The sequence below is a fragment of the Shewanella putrefaciens genome, assembly GCF_016406325.1.
Classification (GTDB): domain Bacteria; phylum Pseudomonadota; class Gammaproteobacteria; order Enterobacterales; family Shewanellaceae; genus Shewanella; species Shewanella putrefaciens.
This window is the reverse complement of sequence record NZ_CP066370.1, coordinates 1011274-1027403: the sequence shown is the minus strand read 5'-3', so window position 1 is coordinate 1027403 and position 16130 is coordinate 1011274. Positions and strand designations below refer to the sequence as shown.

18 protein-coding genes and 3 tRNA genes are annotated in these 16130 nt (G+C 42.9%); 16 read left to right on the top strand and 5 right to left on the bottom strand.

Going from position 1 to position 16130, the window contains the following annotated elements:
• The first annotated feature begins 88 nt into the window (after positions 1-88).
• The 5 genes from JEZ96_RS04710 (at position 89) to JEZ96_RS04690 (ending at position 3227) form a co-directional block, all read left to right on the top strand.
• Positions 89-850, top strand: a complete 762-nt coding sequence (locus tag JEZ96_RS04710; RefSeq protein WP_061783010.1) for an outer membrane protein assembly factor BamD — start codon at positions 89-91, stop codon at positions 848-850.
• A 218-nt stretch (positions 851-1068) separates the two neighbouring features.
• Positions 1069-1144 (top strand) — tRNA-Phe (locus JEZ96_RS04705).
• A 54-nt stretch (positions 1145-1198) separates the two neighbouring features.
• Positions 1199-1285, top strand: a tRNA-Leu gene (locus JEZ96_RS04700).
• A 68-nt stretch (positions 1286-1353) separates the two neighbouring features.
• Positions 1354-1440, top strand: a tRNA-Leu gene (locus JEZ96_RS04695).
• 161 nt (positions 1441-1601) lie between these two features.
• The gene (locus JEZ96_RS04690; RefSeq protein WP_061783011.1) at positions 1602-3227 is read left to right on the top strand and encodes a methyl-accepting chemotaxis protein; all 1626 of its coding nucleotides are present in this window, start codon (positions 1602-1604) and stop codon (positions 3225-3227) included.
• Positions 3228-3248: 21 nt separating this feature from the next.
• On the opposite strand, the gene JEZ96_RS04685 is transcribed toward JEZ96_RS04690, so the two are convergent.
• Together JEZ96_RS04685 and JEZ96_RS04680 are read right to left on the bottom strand one after the other, a co-directional pair.
• On the bottom strand, positions 3249-3959 hold the full coding sequence (locus JEZ96_RS04685) for a pseudouridine synthase (RefSeq protein ID WP_025008578.1): 711 nt from the start codon (positions 3957-3959) through the stop codon (positions 3249-3251).
• A gap of 61 nt (positions 3960-4020) precedes the next feature.
• Positions 4021-4653: a helix-turn-helix transcriptional regulator gene (locus tag JEZ96_RS04680; RefSeq protein ID WP_025008577.1), complete on the bottom strand. Its 633-nt coding sequence runs from the start codon at positions 4651-4653 to the stop codon at positions 4021-4023.
• A 146-nt stretch (positions 4654-4799) separates the two neighbouring features.
• Here JEZ96_RS04680 and JEZ96_RS04675 point away from each other — a divergent pair, with 146 nt between their 5' ends.
• The 3 genes from JEZ96_RS04675 to JEZ96_RS04665 all read left to right on the top strand — a co-directional run bounded on the left by JEZ96_RS04675 (position 4800) and on the right by JEZ96_RS04665 (position 6552).
• Positions 4800-5414 (top strand): NADPH-dependent FMN reductase, encoded by a 615-nt coding sequence (locus tag JEZ96_RS04675; protein ID WP_128090154.1) that lies wholly within the window; start codon positions 4800-4802, stop codon positions 5412-5414.
• Between the two features lie 56 nt (positions 5415-5470).
• Positions 5471-5887, top strand: a complete 417-nt coding sequence (locus tag JEZ96_RS04670) for a VOC family protein (RefSeq protein ID WP_011790414.1) — start codon at positions 5471-5473, stop codon at positions 5885-5887.
• 194 nt (positions 5888-6081) lie between these two features.
• Positions 6082-6552: a YcxB family protein gene (locus JEZ96_RS04665; protein ID WP_025008576.1), complete on the top strand. Its 471-nt coding sequence runs from the start codon at positions 6082-6084 to the stop codon at positions 6550-6552.
• Positions 6553-6605: 53 nt separating this feature from the next.
• On the opposite strand, the gene JEZ96_RS04660 is transcribed toward JEZ96_RS04665, so the two are convergent.
• Positions 6606-7169 (bottom strand): acetate uptake transporter, encoded by a 564-nt coding sequence (locus JEZ96_RS04660; protein ID WP_011790416.1) that lies wholly within the window; start codon positions 7167-7169, stop codon positions 6606-6608.
• A gap of 762 nt (positions 7170-7931) precedes the next feature.
• Between JEZ96_RS04660 and JEZ96_RS04655 the strand changes: the two genes are divergently transcribed.
• From JEZ96_RS04655 to JEZ96_RS04635, 5 genes are all read left to right on the top strand, one after another.
• Positions 7932-8168 (top strand): hypothetical protein, encoded by a 237-nt coding sequence (locus JEZ96_RS04655; RefSeq protein WP_011790417.1) that lies wholly within the window; start codon positions 7932-7934, stop codon positions 8166-8168.
• A gap of 376 nt (positions 8169-8544) precedes the next feature.
• The gene (locus tag JEZ96_RS04650; protein WP_128090155.1) at positions 8545-9411 is read left to right on the top strand and encodes a MipA/OmpV family protein; all 867 of its coding nucleotides are present in this window, start codon (positions 8545-8547) and stop codon (positions 9409-9411) included.
• 5 nt (positions 9412-9416) lie between these two features.
• On the top strand, positions 9417-9830 hold the full coding sequence (locus JEZ96_RS04645) for a DUF3019 domain-containing protein (protein WP_011790419.1): 414 nt from the start codon (positions 9417-9419) through the stop codon (positions 9828-9830).
• Positions 9830-10543, top strand: a complete 714-nt coding sequence (locus tag JEZ96_RS04640; RefSeq protein WP_011790420.1) for a response regulator — start codon at positions 9830-9832, stop codon at positions 10541-10543. Before JEZ96_RS04645 ends, JEZ96_RS04640 begins: the two co-directional genes overlap by 1 nt.
• Positions 10544-10552: 9 nt before the next feature.
• On the top strand, positions 10553-11821 hold the full coding sequence (locus tag JEZ96_RS04635) for an ATP-binding protein (protein WP_025008575.1): 1269 nt from the start codon (positions 10553-10555) through the stop codon (positions 11819-11821).
• 86 nt (positions 11822-11907) lie between these two features.
• Here the strand turns inward: JEZ96_RS04635 and JEZ96_RS04630 are convergent, their stop codons facing one another.
• Entirely contained in the window at positions 11908-12213 is a 306-nt protein-coding gene (locus tag JEZ96_RS04630; RefSeq protein WP_025008574.1) for a DUF1289 domain-containing protein, read from the bottom strand.
• A 174-nt stretch (positions 12214-12387) separates the two neighbouring features.
• Here JEZ96_RS04630 and JEZ96_RS04625 point away from each other — a divergent pair, with 174 nt between their 5' ends.
• Positions 12388-12924 (top strand): DUF4136 domain-containing protein, encoded by a 537-nt coding sequence (locus JEZ96_RS04625; protein ID WP_014610043.1) that lies wholly within the window; start codon positions 12388-12390, stop codon positions 12922-12924.
• Between the two features lie 75 nt (positions 12925-12999).
• Here the strand turns inward: JEZ96_RS04625 and cysM are convergent, their stop codons facing one another.
• Positions 13000-13878, bottom strand: a complete 879-nt coding sequence (cysM, locus tag JEZ96_RS04620; protein ID WP_128090156.1) for a cysteine synthase CysM — start codon at positions 13876-13878, stop codon at positions 13000-13002.
• A gap of 211 nt (positions 13879-14089) precedes the next feature.
• On the opposite strand from cysM, the gene cysP reads away from it, so the two are divergent.
• Together cysP and cysT are read left to right on the top strand one after the other, a co-directional pair.
• The gene (gene cysP, locus JEZ96_RS04615) at positions 14090-15097 is read left to right on the top strand and encodes a thiosulfate ABC transporter substrate-binding protein CysP (RefSeq protein ID WP_011918827.1); all 1008 of its coding nucleotides are present in this window, start codon (positions 14090-14092) and stop codon (positions 15095-15097) included.
• 186 nt (positions 15098-15283) lie between these two features.
• Positions 15284-16129: a sulfate/thiosulfate ABC transporter permease CysT gene (gene cysT / locus JEZ96_RS04610; protein WP_025008573.1), complete on the top strand. Its 846-nt coding sequence runs from the start codon at positions 15284-15286 to the stop codon at positions 16127-16129.
• The last annotated feature ends 1 nt before the right edge of the window (position 16130 follow it).

The window sequence follows — 16130 nt, the reverse complement described above, 5'->3', positions numbered from 1 at the left end:
TGTGCTATCTGTTACAATCGGATGTTTTCTATTTTATAGTGAAATGGAAAAATTCTTAACTACAACTTAAAAAGAATTGAATTCAAGTATGTATAAATTTTCCAAAGGCGTTACCTTAGTCCTATTTTCACTAGCGTTATCAGCCTGTAGCAGCAGCCCTGATGATAGCGATATTGCAGCCAAAACCTCACCTGATGTGCTTTATTCTCAGGCAAGAACCTCCATGGAGCTTGGTAATTACGCTAAAGCTGTCCGTTCTTTGGAAGCGCTAGACTCTCGCTTCCCTTTCGGACCGCATAAAACCCAAGTCCAATTAGACTTGATTTATGCTTATTACAAAATGGATGATGTCGCTTCTGGTATCGCCAATATAGACAGATTTATCCGTCTTAACCCAACCCATCCTAATATCGACTATGTCTACTATATGCGAGGACTGGTCAACATGCAGGCTGATAACTATCTATTCCATGATATGTTGAGTATTGATAGAACTGACCGCGATCCTAAAAATGCCCAAGATGCCTTTAAAGATTTTGACCGTTTAATCAAAACCTATCCTAACAGCAAATATGCTGCTGATGCACAAAAGCGCATGTTATCGCTGAAAAATCGCTTGGCAAAATATTCCATTCAAGTTGCCGAATATTATCTCAAAATGAACGCTTGGAGCGCCGCGGCAATCCGAGCTCAATCAGTACTAGAAACATATCCTGGCACCCCTTCAACAGAGCGGGCCTTAGAAATAATGATAGAAGCTTACGGCGAATTAGGTCAGAACCAGCTGAAGCAAAACGTGCTCATGGTAATGCAAGCTAACTTCCCAAACAATGAAATCTTATCAAACTAGTTAAGAATGCCCCTTTGAAGGGGCATTCTTTTTAGATATGTTCATCCTTTCTAACTAACGAAGTCTTGCGTCTTTATCGATTTTTAATCGGCCCGAATGAGTAATAGTACAGCGTAATCCCTTATTCGAGTAAAACTTATGCAACTACACCCATTTTTAGGTTATTTAGTAAAAATCTATTGACTCAAAACCCGAAAAGCCTTTAAATTGCGCCCGTCGCCCGAATAGCTCAGTCGGTAGAGCAGAGGATTGAAAATCCTCGTGTCCCTGGTTCGATTCCGGGTTCGGGCACCATCTTTAAATAGGTTGCGATAGCGACTTATGTTAGAGAACTGCGATAGATACAGTGCAGGTGTGGTGGAATTGGTAGACACGCCAGCTTCAGGTGCTGGTGCTCGCAAGGGCGTGGAGGTTCAAGTCCTCTCACCTGTACCAAATTGCAGTTCAAAAGTTAAGATTCACAGTGTTAAGATTGTCAATTCGATGAAATATCGAATAGCCATGCAGATGTGGTGGAATTGGTAGACACGCCAGCTTCAGGTGCTGGTGCTCGCAAGGGCGTGGAGGTTCAAGTCCTCTCATCTGTACCAACATTAAACCTCGCTAAGCGAGGTTTTTTTGTATCTAAAATAAAATTTTCCTCCATTTCTCTTTAACTCCCGCAAGTTTGCTATAACTAATCTTACAGACTCATCATAGGGATAGCTTGAGCTCTGCCCAAAGGACTCATTTAGTTCACAGAGGCATCCATATGAACGGCCTACAAATTAAACAAAAAATGTTTATCGGTATTTTAGTTCCACTAATCATGCTCCTTATGATCGGTTTTATTGCCGTAAATATGATGGGAAAAATTGAGGTTGGTGTCGAACGTATCTACAACGACAGAGTGGTTCCACTTGATGACTTAAAAGTCATTGCTGATAAATATTCGGTAGATGTAATTGATGCCGTCAATAAGACCAATGCTGGCGGTTTGAGCGCATCGGATGGTGCAAGTGCACTTGAAAATGCAAAATCAACCATTACTCAATATTGGCAAAAATATTTAGCGACGGAGCTTACTTCAGAAGAATCAGTCTTAGCAAAACAAGCTGAGGCACTCTTTGCGCCTGCAAACCAACAGATAAATACCCTTACTGCACGCTTAAGAAGTTTAAACGGTAATATCACAGGCCAACTGAACGACAATATTATGCCGCTCTACCACGCGATAGACCCCATCAGTGGCAAAATATCGGAGCTAATTGCACTACAGATCAAAATTGCAGGACAGGAAAAAAATACCGTTAAAGACATTTATCAATCGTCTATTACGATTTTCATCATCTTATCGGCTATTGCCATGTTAATCAGTATTTTAATTGGCCTATGGGTTAACCGCAGTGTCATGAACCCTATCAGCGATATAGTAAATAAGTTAAGGACCATCCATCAACATTCCGATCTCACCATTAAGTTTAAGACCTTCAATAATGATGAACTTGGGCAAATCTCAACTAGCCTAAGCCAAGTGATTGAGCACTTAAGAGGTATTTTGAATTCCATTGCCGAAGCGGCAAATACCGTTAATCACTCAGCAACCGATCTTAGTAGTTTTACTCAAGCAACCAATAAACGTATGCAACAGCAACAAGCGGAGACAGAGCAAACTGCCACAGCAATGAACGAAATGACGGCAACCGTTGCAGAAGTCGCCCAAAGTGCGGCTGCAGCAGCCGATTCAGCCAAAGATGCAGATACCTATGCTGCCAACGGTAATAGTATTGTGATGCAATCCATTGACAGTATGTCGCAGCTTTCCGATCAAATTCAAAAAACGGCAAAAGTTATCGGCTTTTTGGCTAATGAAAGCCAAAATATTGGCCGAGTGCTCGATGTGATTAAAAGTATTGCGGAGCAAACTAATCTACTGGCATTAAACGCCGCCATTGAAGCCGCTCGCGCGGGGGAACAAGGTAGAGGCTTTGCTGTCGTGGCCGATGAAGTAAGAACTCTTGCCCAACGTACCCAAAAATCAACCCAAGAAATTGAAGCCATGATAGCGACACTACAGCAAGGCGTAAAAGAAGCGGTAAGTGCCATGGAAATAGGTATTCATCAGGTGGATGATGCCAATGATAAAGCTAATCAAGCAGGTCAAGCGCTCAAAGAAATTGTCACTTCTGTTGATAGCATCACAGAATTAAATACCCACATAGCGACCGCAGCAGAAGAGCAAAGCAGTGTAGCAGAGAGCATTAATCGCAGCATTATTGCCATTAGCGATATTGCCGAACACTCTACAACGTCGGCGGCTGAGTTAAGTGAGTCGGTGATAAATTTAACAAAACTCGCCAGCAGTATGCGCAATCAAGTCAGTGCCTTTAAACTCTAATTTAGAGAACAGTCTCTGAGTTTAGATTTTTATGCAAGCAATCTCAGCCGCGGTGAGAGTTCGACTCTCACCAGGTTGAAGCTGTTCATCTAACACTATGTCACCAATGGATAACCGATGTAGACCAATCACAGGATTACGAAATCGGCCAAACATACGCTTTATTTGATGGTATTTACCTTCTTTTAACGTCACTTCAGCCAAATGGGAATCGAGGATAACCAGTTTTGCGGGTTGAGTCGTGATATTTTCAAAACCAAAATACATACCTTCAGCAAATGCTGTTACATAATCATGTGTTAGTGGATTTGCAAGCGTCACACGATACACTTTATCGACTTTTTCTGTTGGTGACATAAGCGCCTCGGACCATCGACTATCGTTAGTCAGGAGCAATAATCCAGAAGAATTTAAATCCAGTCGACCCGCGATATGCAATTCGTGCCGATATTCATTATCAAGTAGGTCGATTACCGTCTTATGTTGGTTATCCTTAGTCGCACTCACCACGCCAACAGGCTTATGTAACATCATATAAACCGGAGTATTGGCCTGTAAAACTTGATCATCGAGTTGGATATGGGAAAACTCATCCACTTGTCTGTCCATCTCTTTAACAATCTGCCCATCCACTTGCACACGCCCAGATAGCAGTAAATCACGCACTAATTTGCGGGGCATCTGCATCTTCGCGCTTAAATATCTATCGAGTCGACCACGTTTAGATTGCATGTTGCCTCAAACATCATAAAAAGAACAAACGCTCACTGAGTATACCGTCTTAACAAGGCGTTTATGGTACTTGTGGGGTGAGTGACACAATTCGATATGCACAACGGCGTGCACCTTCGATAATATGCTCTTCTCGATTCACGGTGGCGATATCTGCAAATAGTTGCTGAAATAATTGCAACTCTGAGCGGCAAAAATTTAAACAATGTGTTGCAGCAGCGCAGATAGGACAATGATTTTCGAGTAGAAAATACACTCCATCGATTTGCTCCATCGTCGCCATATAACCTTCGTTCGAGCGTAATTTCGCAAGTATGGCCAAACGTGTCGGAATATCAGTAGCACCTTCCATTGTGGCACGATATTGGACTAACGCACTTTGCTCCCTGTGACCGATAAGCTTATCCAAGCCTTGGTCGCCAAAGATCATTTTTACCGAGTCAATCAGCTGTACCGTTAATTCCTCATGGCGATCGGCAAAGTGAGTGCGGCTTTGCTCAGTCAAGCCCCAGTAACGTGTTGGGCGACCGCGACCTTCAACTCTATCCTCAATATCCACATCACCCATATCTTCCAAAGCCTGAAGATGTTGACGCACCCCCATAGTTGTTAACGCCAATTCCTCCGCTAAGGTTTTAGCGGTGAGCGGGCCATGCAACTTGAGTAGTTGAATAATCTTATCAGTGGTTTTCATTTGAAATCTCCAGTCTTCGCAACGGATTATCCCCCATTCGCCCGCTCTTTAACAGATTAAATAAACTTTTTTATTTACTTTATCCTTTACAAGATTAAATAAAGCAATTACCTTACAAATAATTTATAAACAAATAGGTTTACTTAATGAAGTTACTCATCATCAGCACCAGCCAAAGACCCGATTCACAAAGTGCTAAAGTCGGTCGTTATATCGCGGAAAGCAGTTTCTCATCGCCCCATACTATGGGTTACGACACGATACATCACTTAGAACTATGCCTGTTTAATCTGCCCTTTTGGGACGGAGAAGAAAACAACAAAGGTGAACACTGGCCCGAAATAGAGCACAGAGTCGATGAAGCCAATGCGCTAGTGCTGATCACCCCGGAATGGGGCGGTATGGCATCACCATTACTGAAGAACTTTTTGTTGATGTGTACTCGTGAAGAAACCGCCCATAAACCCACCTTGTTAGTCTCAATATCGGATGGTATTAGCGGTACCTACCCTATCGTTGAACTAAAAATGAATGCACTTAAAAACAATAAATTAGTGCCCATCCCCGATCACTTAATCATTCGCAATGTCAGCCATGTACTCAATGCCATCCCTGAGAGTGCCCGCGATATCGCGCTTAGGGAAAGAGTGCAATACAGCTTATATATGCTGCATCAATACGCCCAAGCATTAGCCCCCATTCGTGAACAACATGCCAATCAAGCGTACCCCAAACAGCAGGAATACTGTTACGGTATGTAAGCGGCTTGAGATTTTAACCACCAACGACAGACTAAAATCATTACAAGGAACGCATTATGATCCATTTAGAGCATATCAATTTAGTGGTAGACGACATCCCTGCAGCACTTCGCTTTTATCAAGCGGCTTTTCCCCACTGGCGCGTACGCGGGGGTGATAAAGGCACTTGGTACGGCAAACCGCGTAATTGGATTCATTTTGGCGATGATTATCAATACATTGCTTTTAGTGACAATGGTGAAGGTGAAAACCGCGATTTAACGGGTCACCAAATAGGCCTAGCGCATTTTGCCTTTGTGACCGACGACTTAGATGCTGTGATAGCAAGACTGACCCAGGCAGGTTTCCCTATTGCCAAAGATGGCATGGAAGACCCCTATCGACGCAATATTTACTTCTTCGACGCCCATGGGTTTGAAGTGGAATTTGTGGAGTATTTAAGCGATATCCCTGCAGAGCGCAATCGTTATTGATGCATAACAGCGGAGGATCTATATCAACTTTCGGCTCAAATCATAAATAATTTATCGATATGATTGGGCTTTATCGGCATAAGTGGATAAAAAGGTCCACTTTGCCATCATGCACTCACGCTTAAAGTCGTTACTTTGAAAGCGGAAATCGCTACACTAGCCGCCACAAAGCGAGTTTCTAATTAGATAACACTATGCCTACGCCTTATTCCTATTCCACAACTTATATCCTAGATAAAGCGCATTTTGATGAATGTTATACTCAATCTGTCACCCCAGCTCCCACACTTAAACCCTATTACAAAGGGATTGGGCTGGTACTCATAGGTATCGCGCTTATCTTCACCGACATTAGCCTGTATTTAGCTTACTTCTTCGTAGGGTTAGGCGTTATTGAGGCGCTGAATGTGAAATACCATAAAGCTTGGTGGCTGATGCGGCAAATGATGAGTAAAGCGGCCAGTAATGACGTTACCCTAACCATTGATGAACAGGGTATTCGCACTCAATCACAATATGTTAATAGCCAAATACTGTGGACGGATATATACCGTATTAACGAAACTGAAAAAGGTTTTTTGATCACCCATAAAGCAGGCACCAGTTATATCTCTTCAAGCTGTTTAGATGACTCAGCTATCGCCTACATAAAAGCCAAAAACTGAACAAAAAAGGCTGATTTTCATCAGCCTTTTGTCGATAGCCTCGGATCGAAATATTATTTTCTCAACTCACCAATCGGCAATATAGTACGGCCATATTCATTGTTCAGTACTTGTGCCATCGCAAAATAAATCGCGCTAGCACCACAAATAATGCCCTCAAACCCTGCAATAGTGCCAATTAGGGCATTACCCGTAAAATCTCGAGCGGCGAGTAGGAAGAACAATACCGTGAGTGAAGCAAAAACAAATTGCTTAGCCCTTGGGTATCGTAATGAACCCACAAACATAAACGCTGTAAAAATGCCCCAAAGCGTCAGATACCATCCCATAAAATAGGTTGGGCTCGCCGCAACGCCCGCATTCGGCATCAAAATTAATCCAACAAGGGTTAACCAAAACAAGCCATAGGATGTAAAAGCCGTGGTCCCAAAGGTATCCCCACGCATAAAACACATAATGCCAACAATGACTTGACCAATACCACCATAGAATATTCCCATGGCTAAGATCATAGAGTCTATCGGGAAATATCCCGCATTATGAATATTTAACAGAATCGTCGTCATACCAAAACCCATTAAACCTAATGGGGCTGGATTAGCCAGTTTTGTCGACACTACCGTTCTCCTAGAGAGTCACTAAATTGATTAAAATCAAAATATTAATAAAATACATCACACTTATCTGTTTCTGTGAGCGGCGCATTTTAGTAGACATAAACATGACTCGCAACGTAAAGTTTAAAACATCAAGAAAATCAAAAATAATCAATAAATATCAATCAATTACGAAATAAATAAAATAAAAATTAGCATTTCAACATTCTAATTAATAAATATTCTTTTTAGATTCAAATAACTACCGTAAACCCTAGTCAGAACGTGCTTTAGATCGCGATTATTACGCAATATTTGCATTGGTTCAAAATTTACTTTTTTAGCGATACCAAATATAAGATCAAGCGTTTCTATAAACAGGGATATTTATTAACTTCATCCCAATAAAGTAAGAAAAACGACATAAACCGCACTTTTGACAAAATAGTAACCATTGAATAACGAGTGCAGATGGAACTTTTCGCATGCTACTAACTCAATAGCTTAAAGACAGCGAATGCATAAAAATGAATTATGGGTATAGTCAATTGGAATAAGGTAGATGTGGCAGTATGATGACAACAGCCTGTAAATAGTCTGAGAAATACCCCAAAGTATGATATCGACTTACGAGCACAGCACGGAAAAATTCACTCACCAAATTAGCTAAAAATTATTTATATCTAAAAAATAATAGCAGTGATAAATTGCTGCTGTTGGCACATTGAATTAAGAGAACAAATCTTAGTCTGTTGTTAACAATCAATAACTAAAGGAAATAAAATGAAGAAGTTATCAGCTCTTATCACTCTTTCGGTATTCGTTAGTTTTGCACCATTTGCCAATGAATCCCCGCTCCCCCCAGCCCCTGCGTCCGACGTTGCCCAGTTGACAGAGGTATGTCAACAGATGGCATCTGAAGATCAAATAGACAATGCTGAATTACCACAATATGTGCTCGATTGTGTAAACGATCAATTGACTGAAATGGGCTATCAAACGATTAAAGAACTCAACTAAACTTGACTCATTCGCTTCCTTTAGCGTGATCCTATACATTTAGCTTTCACTGCTTACTACCGTGCCATTCATCCTATTGAATGGCACAATATTTTGTGAAACAGGCGCATTTTACACAATTATCACATCAATAACGCCTCGAAAAGACACAAAACAACAACAAAAATTAACATTCAGGGCTAACGACATCACCACGTAAAAATGGGTGGGGTTATATTTTTACATTTATATACAGTGAGTTACAAAAATTTCATTGCTACTATTCATCTGACATCTGTATCATTTTGCATCCATACTAGCTAAACCTCTGTCGAATGAAGCATAAAATGCTAATCTCTTTTCTACTTATCACGACTTCGACCCATAACGCTTAATCATGTATCGTATTTTACTTATCCTGCTAATCACCCTCGGCATCCCCTTAGTAGGAATGGCGAAAGAGACATGCTCTACGAAACATGAGTGTATCGAAATGCGGAATTGGGATTTAGGCATAGCTATCGGATGGGGGCAAAAAACCAATCCATTAAAGGATTTTGACGATATCCCAGCATTTTTCATCCCAACAGTCGCTTACTACGGCGAGCGTTGGTTTTTCGATAATGGCAATATTGGCTACAGTTTAACTGAACAAGAATATTTTAGTGTTAATGTAGTGACAAGTTATAGCTTGGACAGAGCCTATTTTTATCGCTGGGATCCTTCAAATGTCTTTCTTGCTCGCAGCTCGCAAACTGCAACCAATTTTACAGATCGTCCTGCACTGAGTATTAGCAGTGAGCCTGAGCCTGTCTTTAATTCATTAGAATCGCGCCACTTTACTATGCTCGGTGGTATAGAAGCCTTTATTTATAGTCAATTAGGTACAATCAGATTGGCATATTCCCACGATATGTTCAGTGTGCACTCTGGCTCAGAGGCACAAGTAAAGTGGACTTATGGTTGGCATGTAAATCAATGGATTCTCGATTTATCCTTAGTCTTGGATTGGAAAAGTCAAAATGTCGTGGATTATTACTATGGTATCCGTCCAAGCGAAAATGCCTATTGGAGCCAGAAATATCAAGCCAGTTCAGGTTGGAATAAAGGTGCTGAAGCCACGGTACGCTATATATTAACAGATAATTGGGATCTGCTATTGGCAGTTCGTTATACTCAAATTTCCGATGAAATTGCCGCCAGTCCCTTGCTTGATAAAGACTACAGCAGCACGTATTTTGTTGGCGCAGCCTATAGGTTTTAACATTAGTGACTCCCCCTCAGATTAACTTGCTTTGTGTGTTAACTCTCTGCTTGGGTTTAATTGGGAGTAATAACGCACAGGCAAAATCTGATAAGCACAATAATCTGAAAGTGACACCAGAAATTTGTATTACCAGCAATGATGAGCAAACTTGTGAGATCACGCTGGAATTACAGTGGGAACTCTCTAACGATGAGCTCGTTTGCATTTTATCCGACAATCCAGCTTATCCAAAATGGTGTAATGATTCGCTCAATCAGCGCACTGTCAATATTAAGGTAAGCACCTCGACTGATATTCAATTTGTCATGGTGAGTAAAGAGAGCAATCAAACCTTGGCAGGTGCCAAACTTAAAATCACGTCAGCTTCACAGCCTCAGGTGCGCAGACGTTACCGTAACCCTTGGAGTTTATTTTAATGACCAGCCCACAAGCATCCCACAGAGTGTTATTGGTTGAAGACGATGTCCGTCTGGCAAATTTAATCGTCGATTACTTAAAATCCCACGGCATGCATGTCGAAGTGGAACGCCGCGGCGATACTGTTTTAACGCGTTTAATCAACTATAAGCCCGATATCATACTGTTAGATATTATGCTGCCAGGCATGGATGGCCTGAGCCTGTGTGAAAAATTACCTGACTATTTTGCAGGTCCAATACTGTTGATGAGCGCGCTTGGTTCGACTGAAGATCAAATCAAAGGATTAGAATTGGGTGCCGATGATTATGTGGTCAAGCCCGTTGATCCTGCACTATTAGTGGCAAGAATTCACAACTTACTACGCCGTCAAAATCAACCACCACAGGCCGAATCCCATTGTTTAACCTTTGGCAAACTCAGTATCGATCCGCATACCCATGCCATTAGACTTGACGATAAAGAAGTCGATTTAACCAGCCACGAATTTGAGCTGCTATGGTTGCTGGCCTCACAGGCGGGACAAGTGCTAAGTCGCCAGTACATATACCAGCTACTGCTCAATATTGACTTTGACGGTAAAGATCGAAAAATCGATGTTCGGATCTCAAGACTTCGTAAAAAACTCAACGATAATATTGAGACACCTTTTAGAATTAAAACCGTTTGGGGACAAGGTTATCTATTTGCCCCAGAAGCTTGGAATAACTAAGTTACTACAGTGAAACGTCTCTTTATCAGCTTATATTTATTATTAAGCCTGAGCATTCTTGGCATCGGCTGGACACTCGACAGTCTGTGGCAAAAAAATGTGGATGACAATAATGCCCTCGATGCGCCGTTAGTGGCATTAGCGCAATTATTAGCTCAATTGCCTCCCGATACCCGCCAACGGTATCTGGAGGCGATCCCAGCGAATCCGGTGATGCCACTGCAATTACTCAATGCAGATCAAGTCGCGCTGGCAGATAATCAAGCGTTAAGCACAAGCAAGGTGTTCACCACCACGGCCAATGATGATAGCTTGCTGCAATTTATTCGAGTAGACGATCAAGTCTTAATGGCGGGGCCGCTGGACATCGATCCCAGAGCCAACCTTCGCAGCCTGTTCACTCTGTTCTTTTATTTATCACTCGCCCTTGTTGCGCTAATTTGGGTCGGCCCGCTTTCACGGGATTTGAGCATACTGCGTAAGGCCACCAAAGAATTTGGCGAAGCCAAATGGAACACTCAGATTAGCCTGTCAAATCGATCACAAGTCAAACCATTAGCCGATACATTTAACGAAATGGCGCGCCATATCAGCGCCTTGATTGAGAACCAAAAACACCTCTCTAATGCGGTTTCCCATGAGATCCGCACGCCTCTGGCGAGGCTCAAATTCGCTCTTGCACTTATGCCTATGTATTGCCAGCCAGATTCGGACGAACAGAAGCGACAAGACTTTCTCGACGAAATGCAGCTCGACATCAAAGAAATGGAAGACTTACTTCAAGAACTGCTAACCTACGCCAGCTTAGAGTCCCAGCGAGAAGGAATTCAATTAGACGAATACGATTTAATTAATCTTATTAATCAAAGTATTAAGCGTCTAGAAACCTTAAGTCCAACGCCTATAACGCTCAAGGCCGAAGTCGAAAAACTCCCCTTATTCGGAGAACCCGCATTAATCGAACGGGCGCTACAGAATTTACTGACCAATGCACAACGCTTTGCCCGCACTGAAATCATCATTGAGGTTAAGCAGACCCTGCATAGGGTCAATTTAAGTGTGAGTAACGATGGCGAATCTATCCCTGCGGTGGATTTACCCAAAGTGTTCGAGCCATTTTATCGCAGCCAATCGGTGCAGAATGGTAATAAAGGGCACGGTTTGGGACTGGCGATCATCAAACGTATTATGCAGCGCCATCAAGGGGATGTAAGCGTCGTCAGCGATACGCAACATACCCGCTTTAGTTTAATCTGGCCAAAGAAACGTAAGCAGTGATAAGCAATAGGATTAGATAAACAAAAGTCACTCATGCATCTCACTCGCAAATGTAAAAAGCGAGTTAAACAAGTTAATTCAACCTATTAGTCTAGCTCGATGTCCCCAAAATCCAGATCGGCTTCGGGTTCAGGCTCAAAATTCAACTGTGGGTTTAACACTGCCCTTTCTTGCTCTATTTGTGCTTGCCTTGCTTTCATCATCGCTAACTGGCGACGGCGTTTACGTTGAGTACACAGGCGAATGACATCATACTTTTGCGCATCTGAAAAGGTTAACCAATTGAATCTTTCGTCACGGCTTCGCAGGCAACCATTACAGTAACCGCGCGCATCGGTGGCACACACTCCGATACAAGGACTGGGGATATCAAAAAAGGCTAACTGTTCCATCACCTGCTGCGATTCCTCACTAAAAATCAACCATACTCAACACAGCGCGCTAAGACGATGCCGTTTTATTGCATTCAAAGCGATTCAAATACAACATGCTTATCTAAAAGTACTTGCAGTAACAACCTTAATCAAGGCACATTGAACAGAGTTTGTACAACTTGGAGTTCTATCATGGGATACCGTTACCTTGCCATACTATTGAGTGCTTTAGTGTTATTAAGCGCTTGTAGCAGTAAACCGAAAAACGATTACGATCTCAATTACGACTTCGCCGCACTACGCAGCTTTACCCAGCTCACACCACAGCCAACGGACGATCCGCTAAGTGCCCAGCGTATTCAAACAGAAATCAATGATCAATTGACTCAAAAGGGTTTTGTTGAAAATACAACATCACCCGATTTTAATGTCACCTACGCCTTACTGACCCAAGATAAGCCCAAAGATTCAGGACTATCCATTGGATTAGGCACAGGTACATTCGGAAGTTCGGGCGGGATTGGAATAGGTACCAGTGTTGGCGTTCCACTGGGGAGTGATACTGCTAAAATTCAAACCATTCAGATAGATATTGTGGACCCTAAGACAAAAAAGTTGATTTGGCGTGGGAGCGATAGTTTTGATTTTGATACTGGTGGCGATAAAAAAGCTCAAGATACGGCCAAAGCCGTCAGCCGAATTTTGGCGCAGTTCCCACCCCAAAAATAATCAGGTTAAAATGGGCGTATCTCCGCCCATTTTTATTTCATATCACTTAATATTTTTGGAGTAAAAGTCTAGAACTCAGGAAAAAAGCCCTGACGAAAGATAACGATCGCCCCTGTCACAAACAATCGCTACGACTACAGAATCCGGATATTGTTTAGCTATCTCCAGTGCTGCAAACACAGCACCGCCCGAACTGACCCCTGCACAAATCCCTTCTTCCCGCGCTAAAGTCCTCGCCATGGCTTTTGCATCTTGCTCTTCAATATCCATGACGACATCAACACGGGATGCATCAAAAATACCCGGCAAATACGCCTGCGGCCAACACCTAATCCCAGGAATAGCACTGCCATCGGCGGGCTGAAGGCCGACGATAGTGATATCAGGATTACAAGTTTTAAGGTATTTAGACACGCCCATTATGGTGCCCGTTGTCCCCATGCTGGACACAAAATGGGTAATCTTGCCTTGGCTTTGTTGCCAAATCTCAGGGCCTGTCGTGAGGAAATGCGCATTAGCGTTATCTTGGTTATTAAATTGATCCAGCACCTTACCTTTACCCTCGGTTTGTAACCGCAATGCCAAATCCCGCGCGGTTTCCATATTATCCACCAGCATGAGTTCTGCGCCATAGGCTTGCATCGCATCCTTACGCTCCTGAGTCGAGTTTTCCGGCATAATCAGGATCATCTTGTATCCTTTGATGGCCGCCGCCATCGCGAGCGCAATACCTGTATTACCACTCGTTGCCTCAATAAGCGTATCACCAGGGCTTATCTCTTGGCGAAGTTCGGCCTGAATAATCATATTAAGTGCAGCGCGATCTTTTACCGAACCTGCGGGGTTATTGCCTTCCAACTTTAACAACACAGTGGAAGTACCACAGTCAAGCCGCTGCAAGCGAACTAACGGAGTTTGCCCAATACAGGCTTCAATTGTCGGGAAGTCAGACACAAGGGTTATCCTTTACTTGATAAAACAGCTAAGCAATAGCCTATTCTAAGTGGGTTATCTCTCACAAACACGGTGAATATTGTTTATAGCATAAAATAAATCGCTCATAGTTATTCAAAAAAGTTCTATATGAATGGCTTTTTATAATTAATTAATTCTACTAATCTACAAGTCATCACGCTGATCAAGTTGCCAGATTAAGGAGTTTAAAATGTCCGTAAAATTGATAAAGGCCCTGCTGGGGACCCTCGTTCTGGGAACCTCGCTCAATGTAACCGCCGCAGATCAAACCCTGCTTAATTCCTCTTATGATATCGCACGGGAATTATTCAATGCCTACAATCCCGTTTTTGCCAAACATTGGGAAGAGAAAACAGGTAAAACCATCGAGATTAAACAATCCCATGCAGGATCATCTGCACAGGCACGCTCGATTCTGCAGGGATTACCCGCAGATGTGGTGACCTTTAATCAAGTGACAGACGTACAAGTGCTACACGATCGCGGTAAATTGATCCCCGAAAATTGGCAACAATTACTGCCTAATGCCAGTTCACCTTACTATTCCACCATTGCCTTTTTGGTGCGTAAGGGTAACCCAAAGCAAATCAGCGACTGGGGCGATTTAGCGAAAGATGACGTTAAGCTGGTATTTCCTAACCCAAAAACCTCTGGTAATGCTCGCTACACTTATCTAGCCGCATTAGGTTATGCCCAGAAAAGCCATGGTAAGGATAATCAGGCGGAACTGGATCAATTCCTGAAAAAGTTCCTCGGCAATGTGGCTGTATTTGATACTGGCGGCCGCGGTGCAACCACTTCCTTTGTTGAACGTGGGATCGGTGATGTATTAATTACCTTTGAATCGGAAGTGAACAATATTCGTCAGCAATATGGTACGGATGATTACCAAGTGGTTGTACCCAAAACCTCAATTCTGGCAGAGTTTCCCGTTGCTGTGGTTGAAAAAAATGCTAAGCGTAACGGTACATTAGAGATAGCAACTGAGTATTTGAACTATCTCTATAGTGAAGAAGCACAGCGACTACTGGCAGGATTCAACTATCGCGTACACAACGAAAAGGTTCAGGCAGAATTTGCTAAGCAGTTCCCTACGGTTGACCTTTTAACCGTTGAGCAAATCATCGGTGGTTGGGATAATGCAATGGAGACTCAATTTGCCAATGGTGCCAAACTGGATCAGTTATTAAAGCGTTGATATCACCTTTAATATAGTAAGATATCAACCTAGAACCCGGGCAAAGTCCCGGGTTTATCGCTAATTGGCATTTATCAATCAGTGTTAGCCGTAAAATAGTGGCTTACATATGGCTTGAGCCAGTAATGAGCGAACACTATATAGAATATTGGTTTAACGCGATTAACCTTTTCGGGTGATTATTCTGTGATTTTTAATAACGGGCGTTTACGCCATAAGCGGGTTCTTCCCGGTTTTACCATCAGCCTAGGTGTATCCCTACTGTTTGTCAGCCTGATCCTATTATTGCCGACCACAGGCCTAATCATGCAGACCAGTTCAATGAGCTGGTCCGAATACTGGGGCGTGATTGCCGATCCCAGGGTGGTTGCCAGTTACCGAGTCACCATACTATCGGCACTCACGGCATCATTATTTAACTGCCTTTTCGGATTATTACTCGCATGGGTACTCGTGCGTTATGAATTTCCCGGCAAACGCATTTTAGATGCCTTGGTAGACTTGCCCTTTGCCTTGCCGACCGCCGTTGCCGGTATCACCTTAGCGACCCTTTATGCGGAAAATGGCCAAATCGGTAGTCTATTAGCAGAATGGGGCATAAAAGTTGCCTACACCCCGCTAGGCATAGTGGTCGCGATGATTTTCACCAGCATTCCCTTTGTGGTTCGTACAGTACAACCCGTTCTCGAAGAGTTATCCCACGAGGAAGAAGAAGCGGGAATGACGCTTGGCGCCTCGGATATTTCGGTATTCTGGCGGGTTATTTTACCCTCCCTTTGGCCAGCATTAATGATTGGAACGGCACTGTCTTTTACCCGCAGTCTAGGTGAGTTTGGTGCAGTGATCTTTATCGCTGGAAATATGCCCTATATCAGCGAAATCACTTCGTTAATGATCTTTGTCCGCCTGCAAGAGTTTGATTTTGCAGGTGCCAGCGCCATTGCATCAGTGGTTCTGATGACCTCACTATTGCTATTACTGCTGATAAACCTGTGGCAGGCGCGTTACCTGCGCCGCATTCATGGGCGATAAG

Bases quoted from the DNA above. Each gene is read 5' to 3' on its own strand.
- JEZ96_RS04675 (WP_128090154.1), top strand. From the start codon at position 4,800: ATGAAGTTACTCATCATCAGCACCAGCCAAAGACCCGATTCACAAAGT.
- JEZ96_RS04630 (WP_025008574.1), bottom strand. From the start codon at position 12,213: ATGGAACAGTTAGCCTTTTTTGATATCCCCAGTCCTTGTATCGGAGTG.
- JEZ96_RS04670 (WP_011790414.1), top strand. From the start codon at position 5,471: ATGATCCATTTAGAGCATATCAATTTAGTGGTAGACGACATCCCTGCA.
- JEZ96_RS04680 (WP_025008577.1), bottom strand. From the start codon at position 4,653: ATGAAAACCACTGATAAGATTATTCAACTACTCAAGTTGCATGGCCCG.
- JEZ96_RS04685 (WP_025008578.1), bottom strand. From the start codon at position 3,959: ATGCAATCTAAACGTGGTCGACTCGATAGATATTTAAGCGCGAAGATG.
- cysP (WP_011918827.1), top strand. From the start codon at position 14,090: ATGTCCGTAAAATTGATAAAGGCCCTGCTGGGGACCCTCGTTCTGGGA.
- JEZ96_RS04655 (WP_011790417.1), top strand. From the start codon at position 7,932: ATGAAGAAGTTATCAGCTCTTATCACTCTTTCGGTATTCGTTAGTTTT.
- JEZ96_RS04665 (WP_025008576.1), top strand. From the start codon at position 6,082: ATGCCTACGCCTTATTCCTATTCCACAACTTATATCCTAGATAAAGCG.
- JEZ96_RS04650 (WP_128090155.1), top strand. From the start codon at position 8,545: ATGTATCGTATTTTACTTATCCTGCTAATCACCCTCGGCATCCCCTTA.
- JEZ96_RS04690 (WP_061783011.1), top strand. From the start codon at position 1,602: ATGAACGGCCTACAAATTAAACAAAAAATGTTTATCGGTATTTTAGTT.
- JEZ96_RS04625 (WP_014610043.1), top strand. From the start codon at position 12,388: ATGGGATACCGTTACCTTGCCATACTATTGAGTGCTTTAGTGTTATTA.
- JEZ96_RS04640 (WP_011790420.1), top strand. From the start codon at position 9,830: ATGACCAGCCCACAAGCATCCCACAGAGTGTTATTGGTTGAAGACGAT.
- JEZ96_RS04710 (WP_061783010.1), top strand. From the start codon at position 89: ATGTATAAATTTTCCAAAGGCGTTACCTTAGTCCTATTTTCACTAGCG.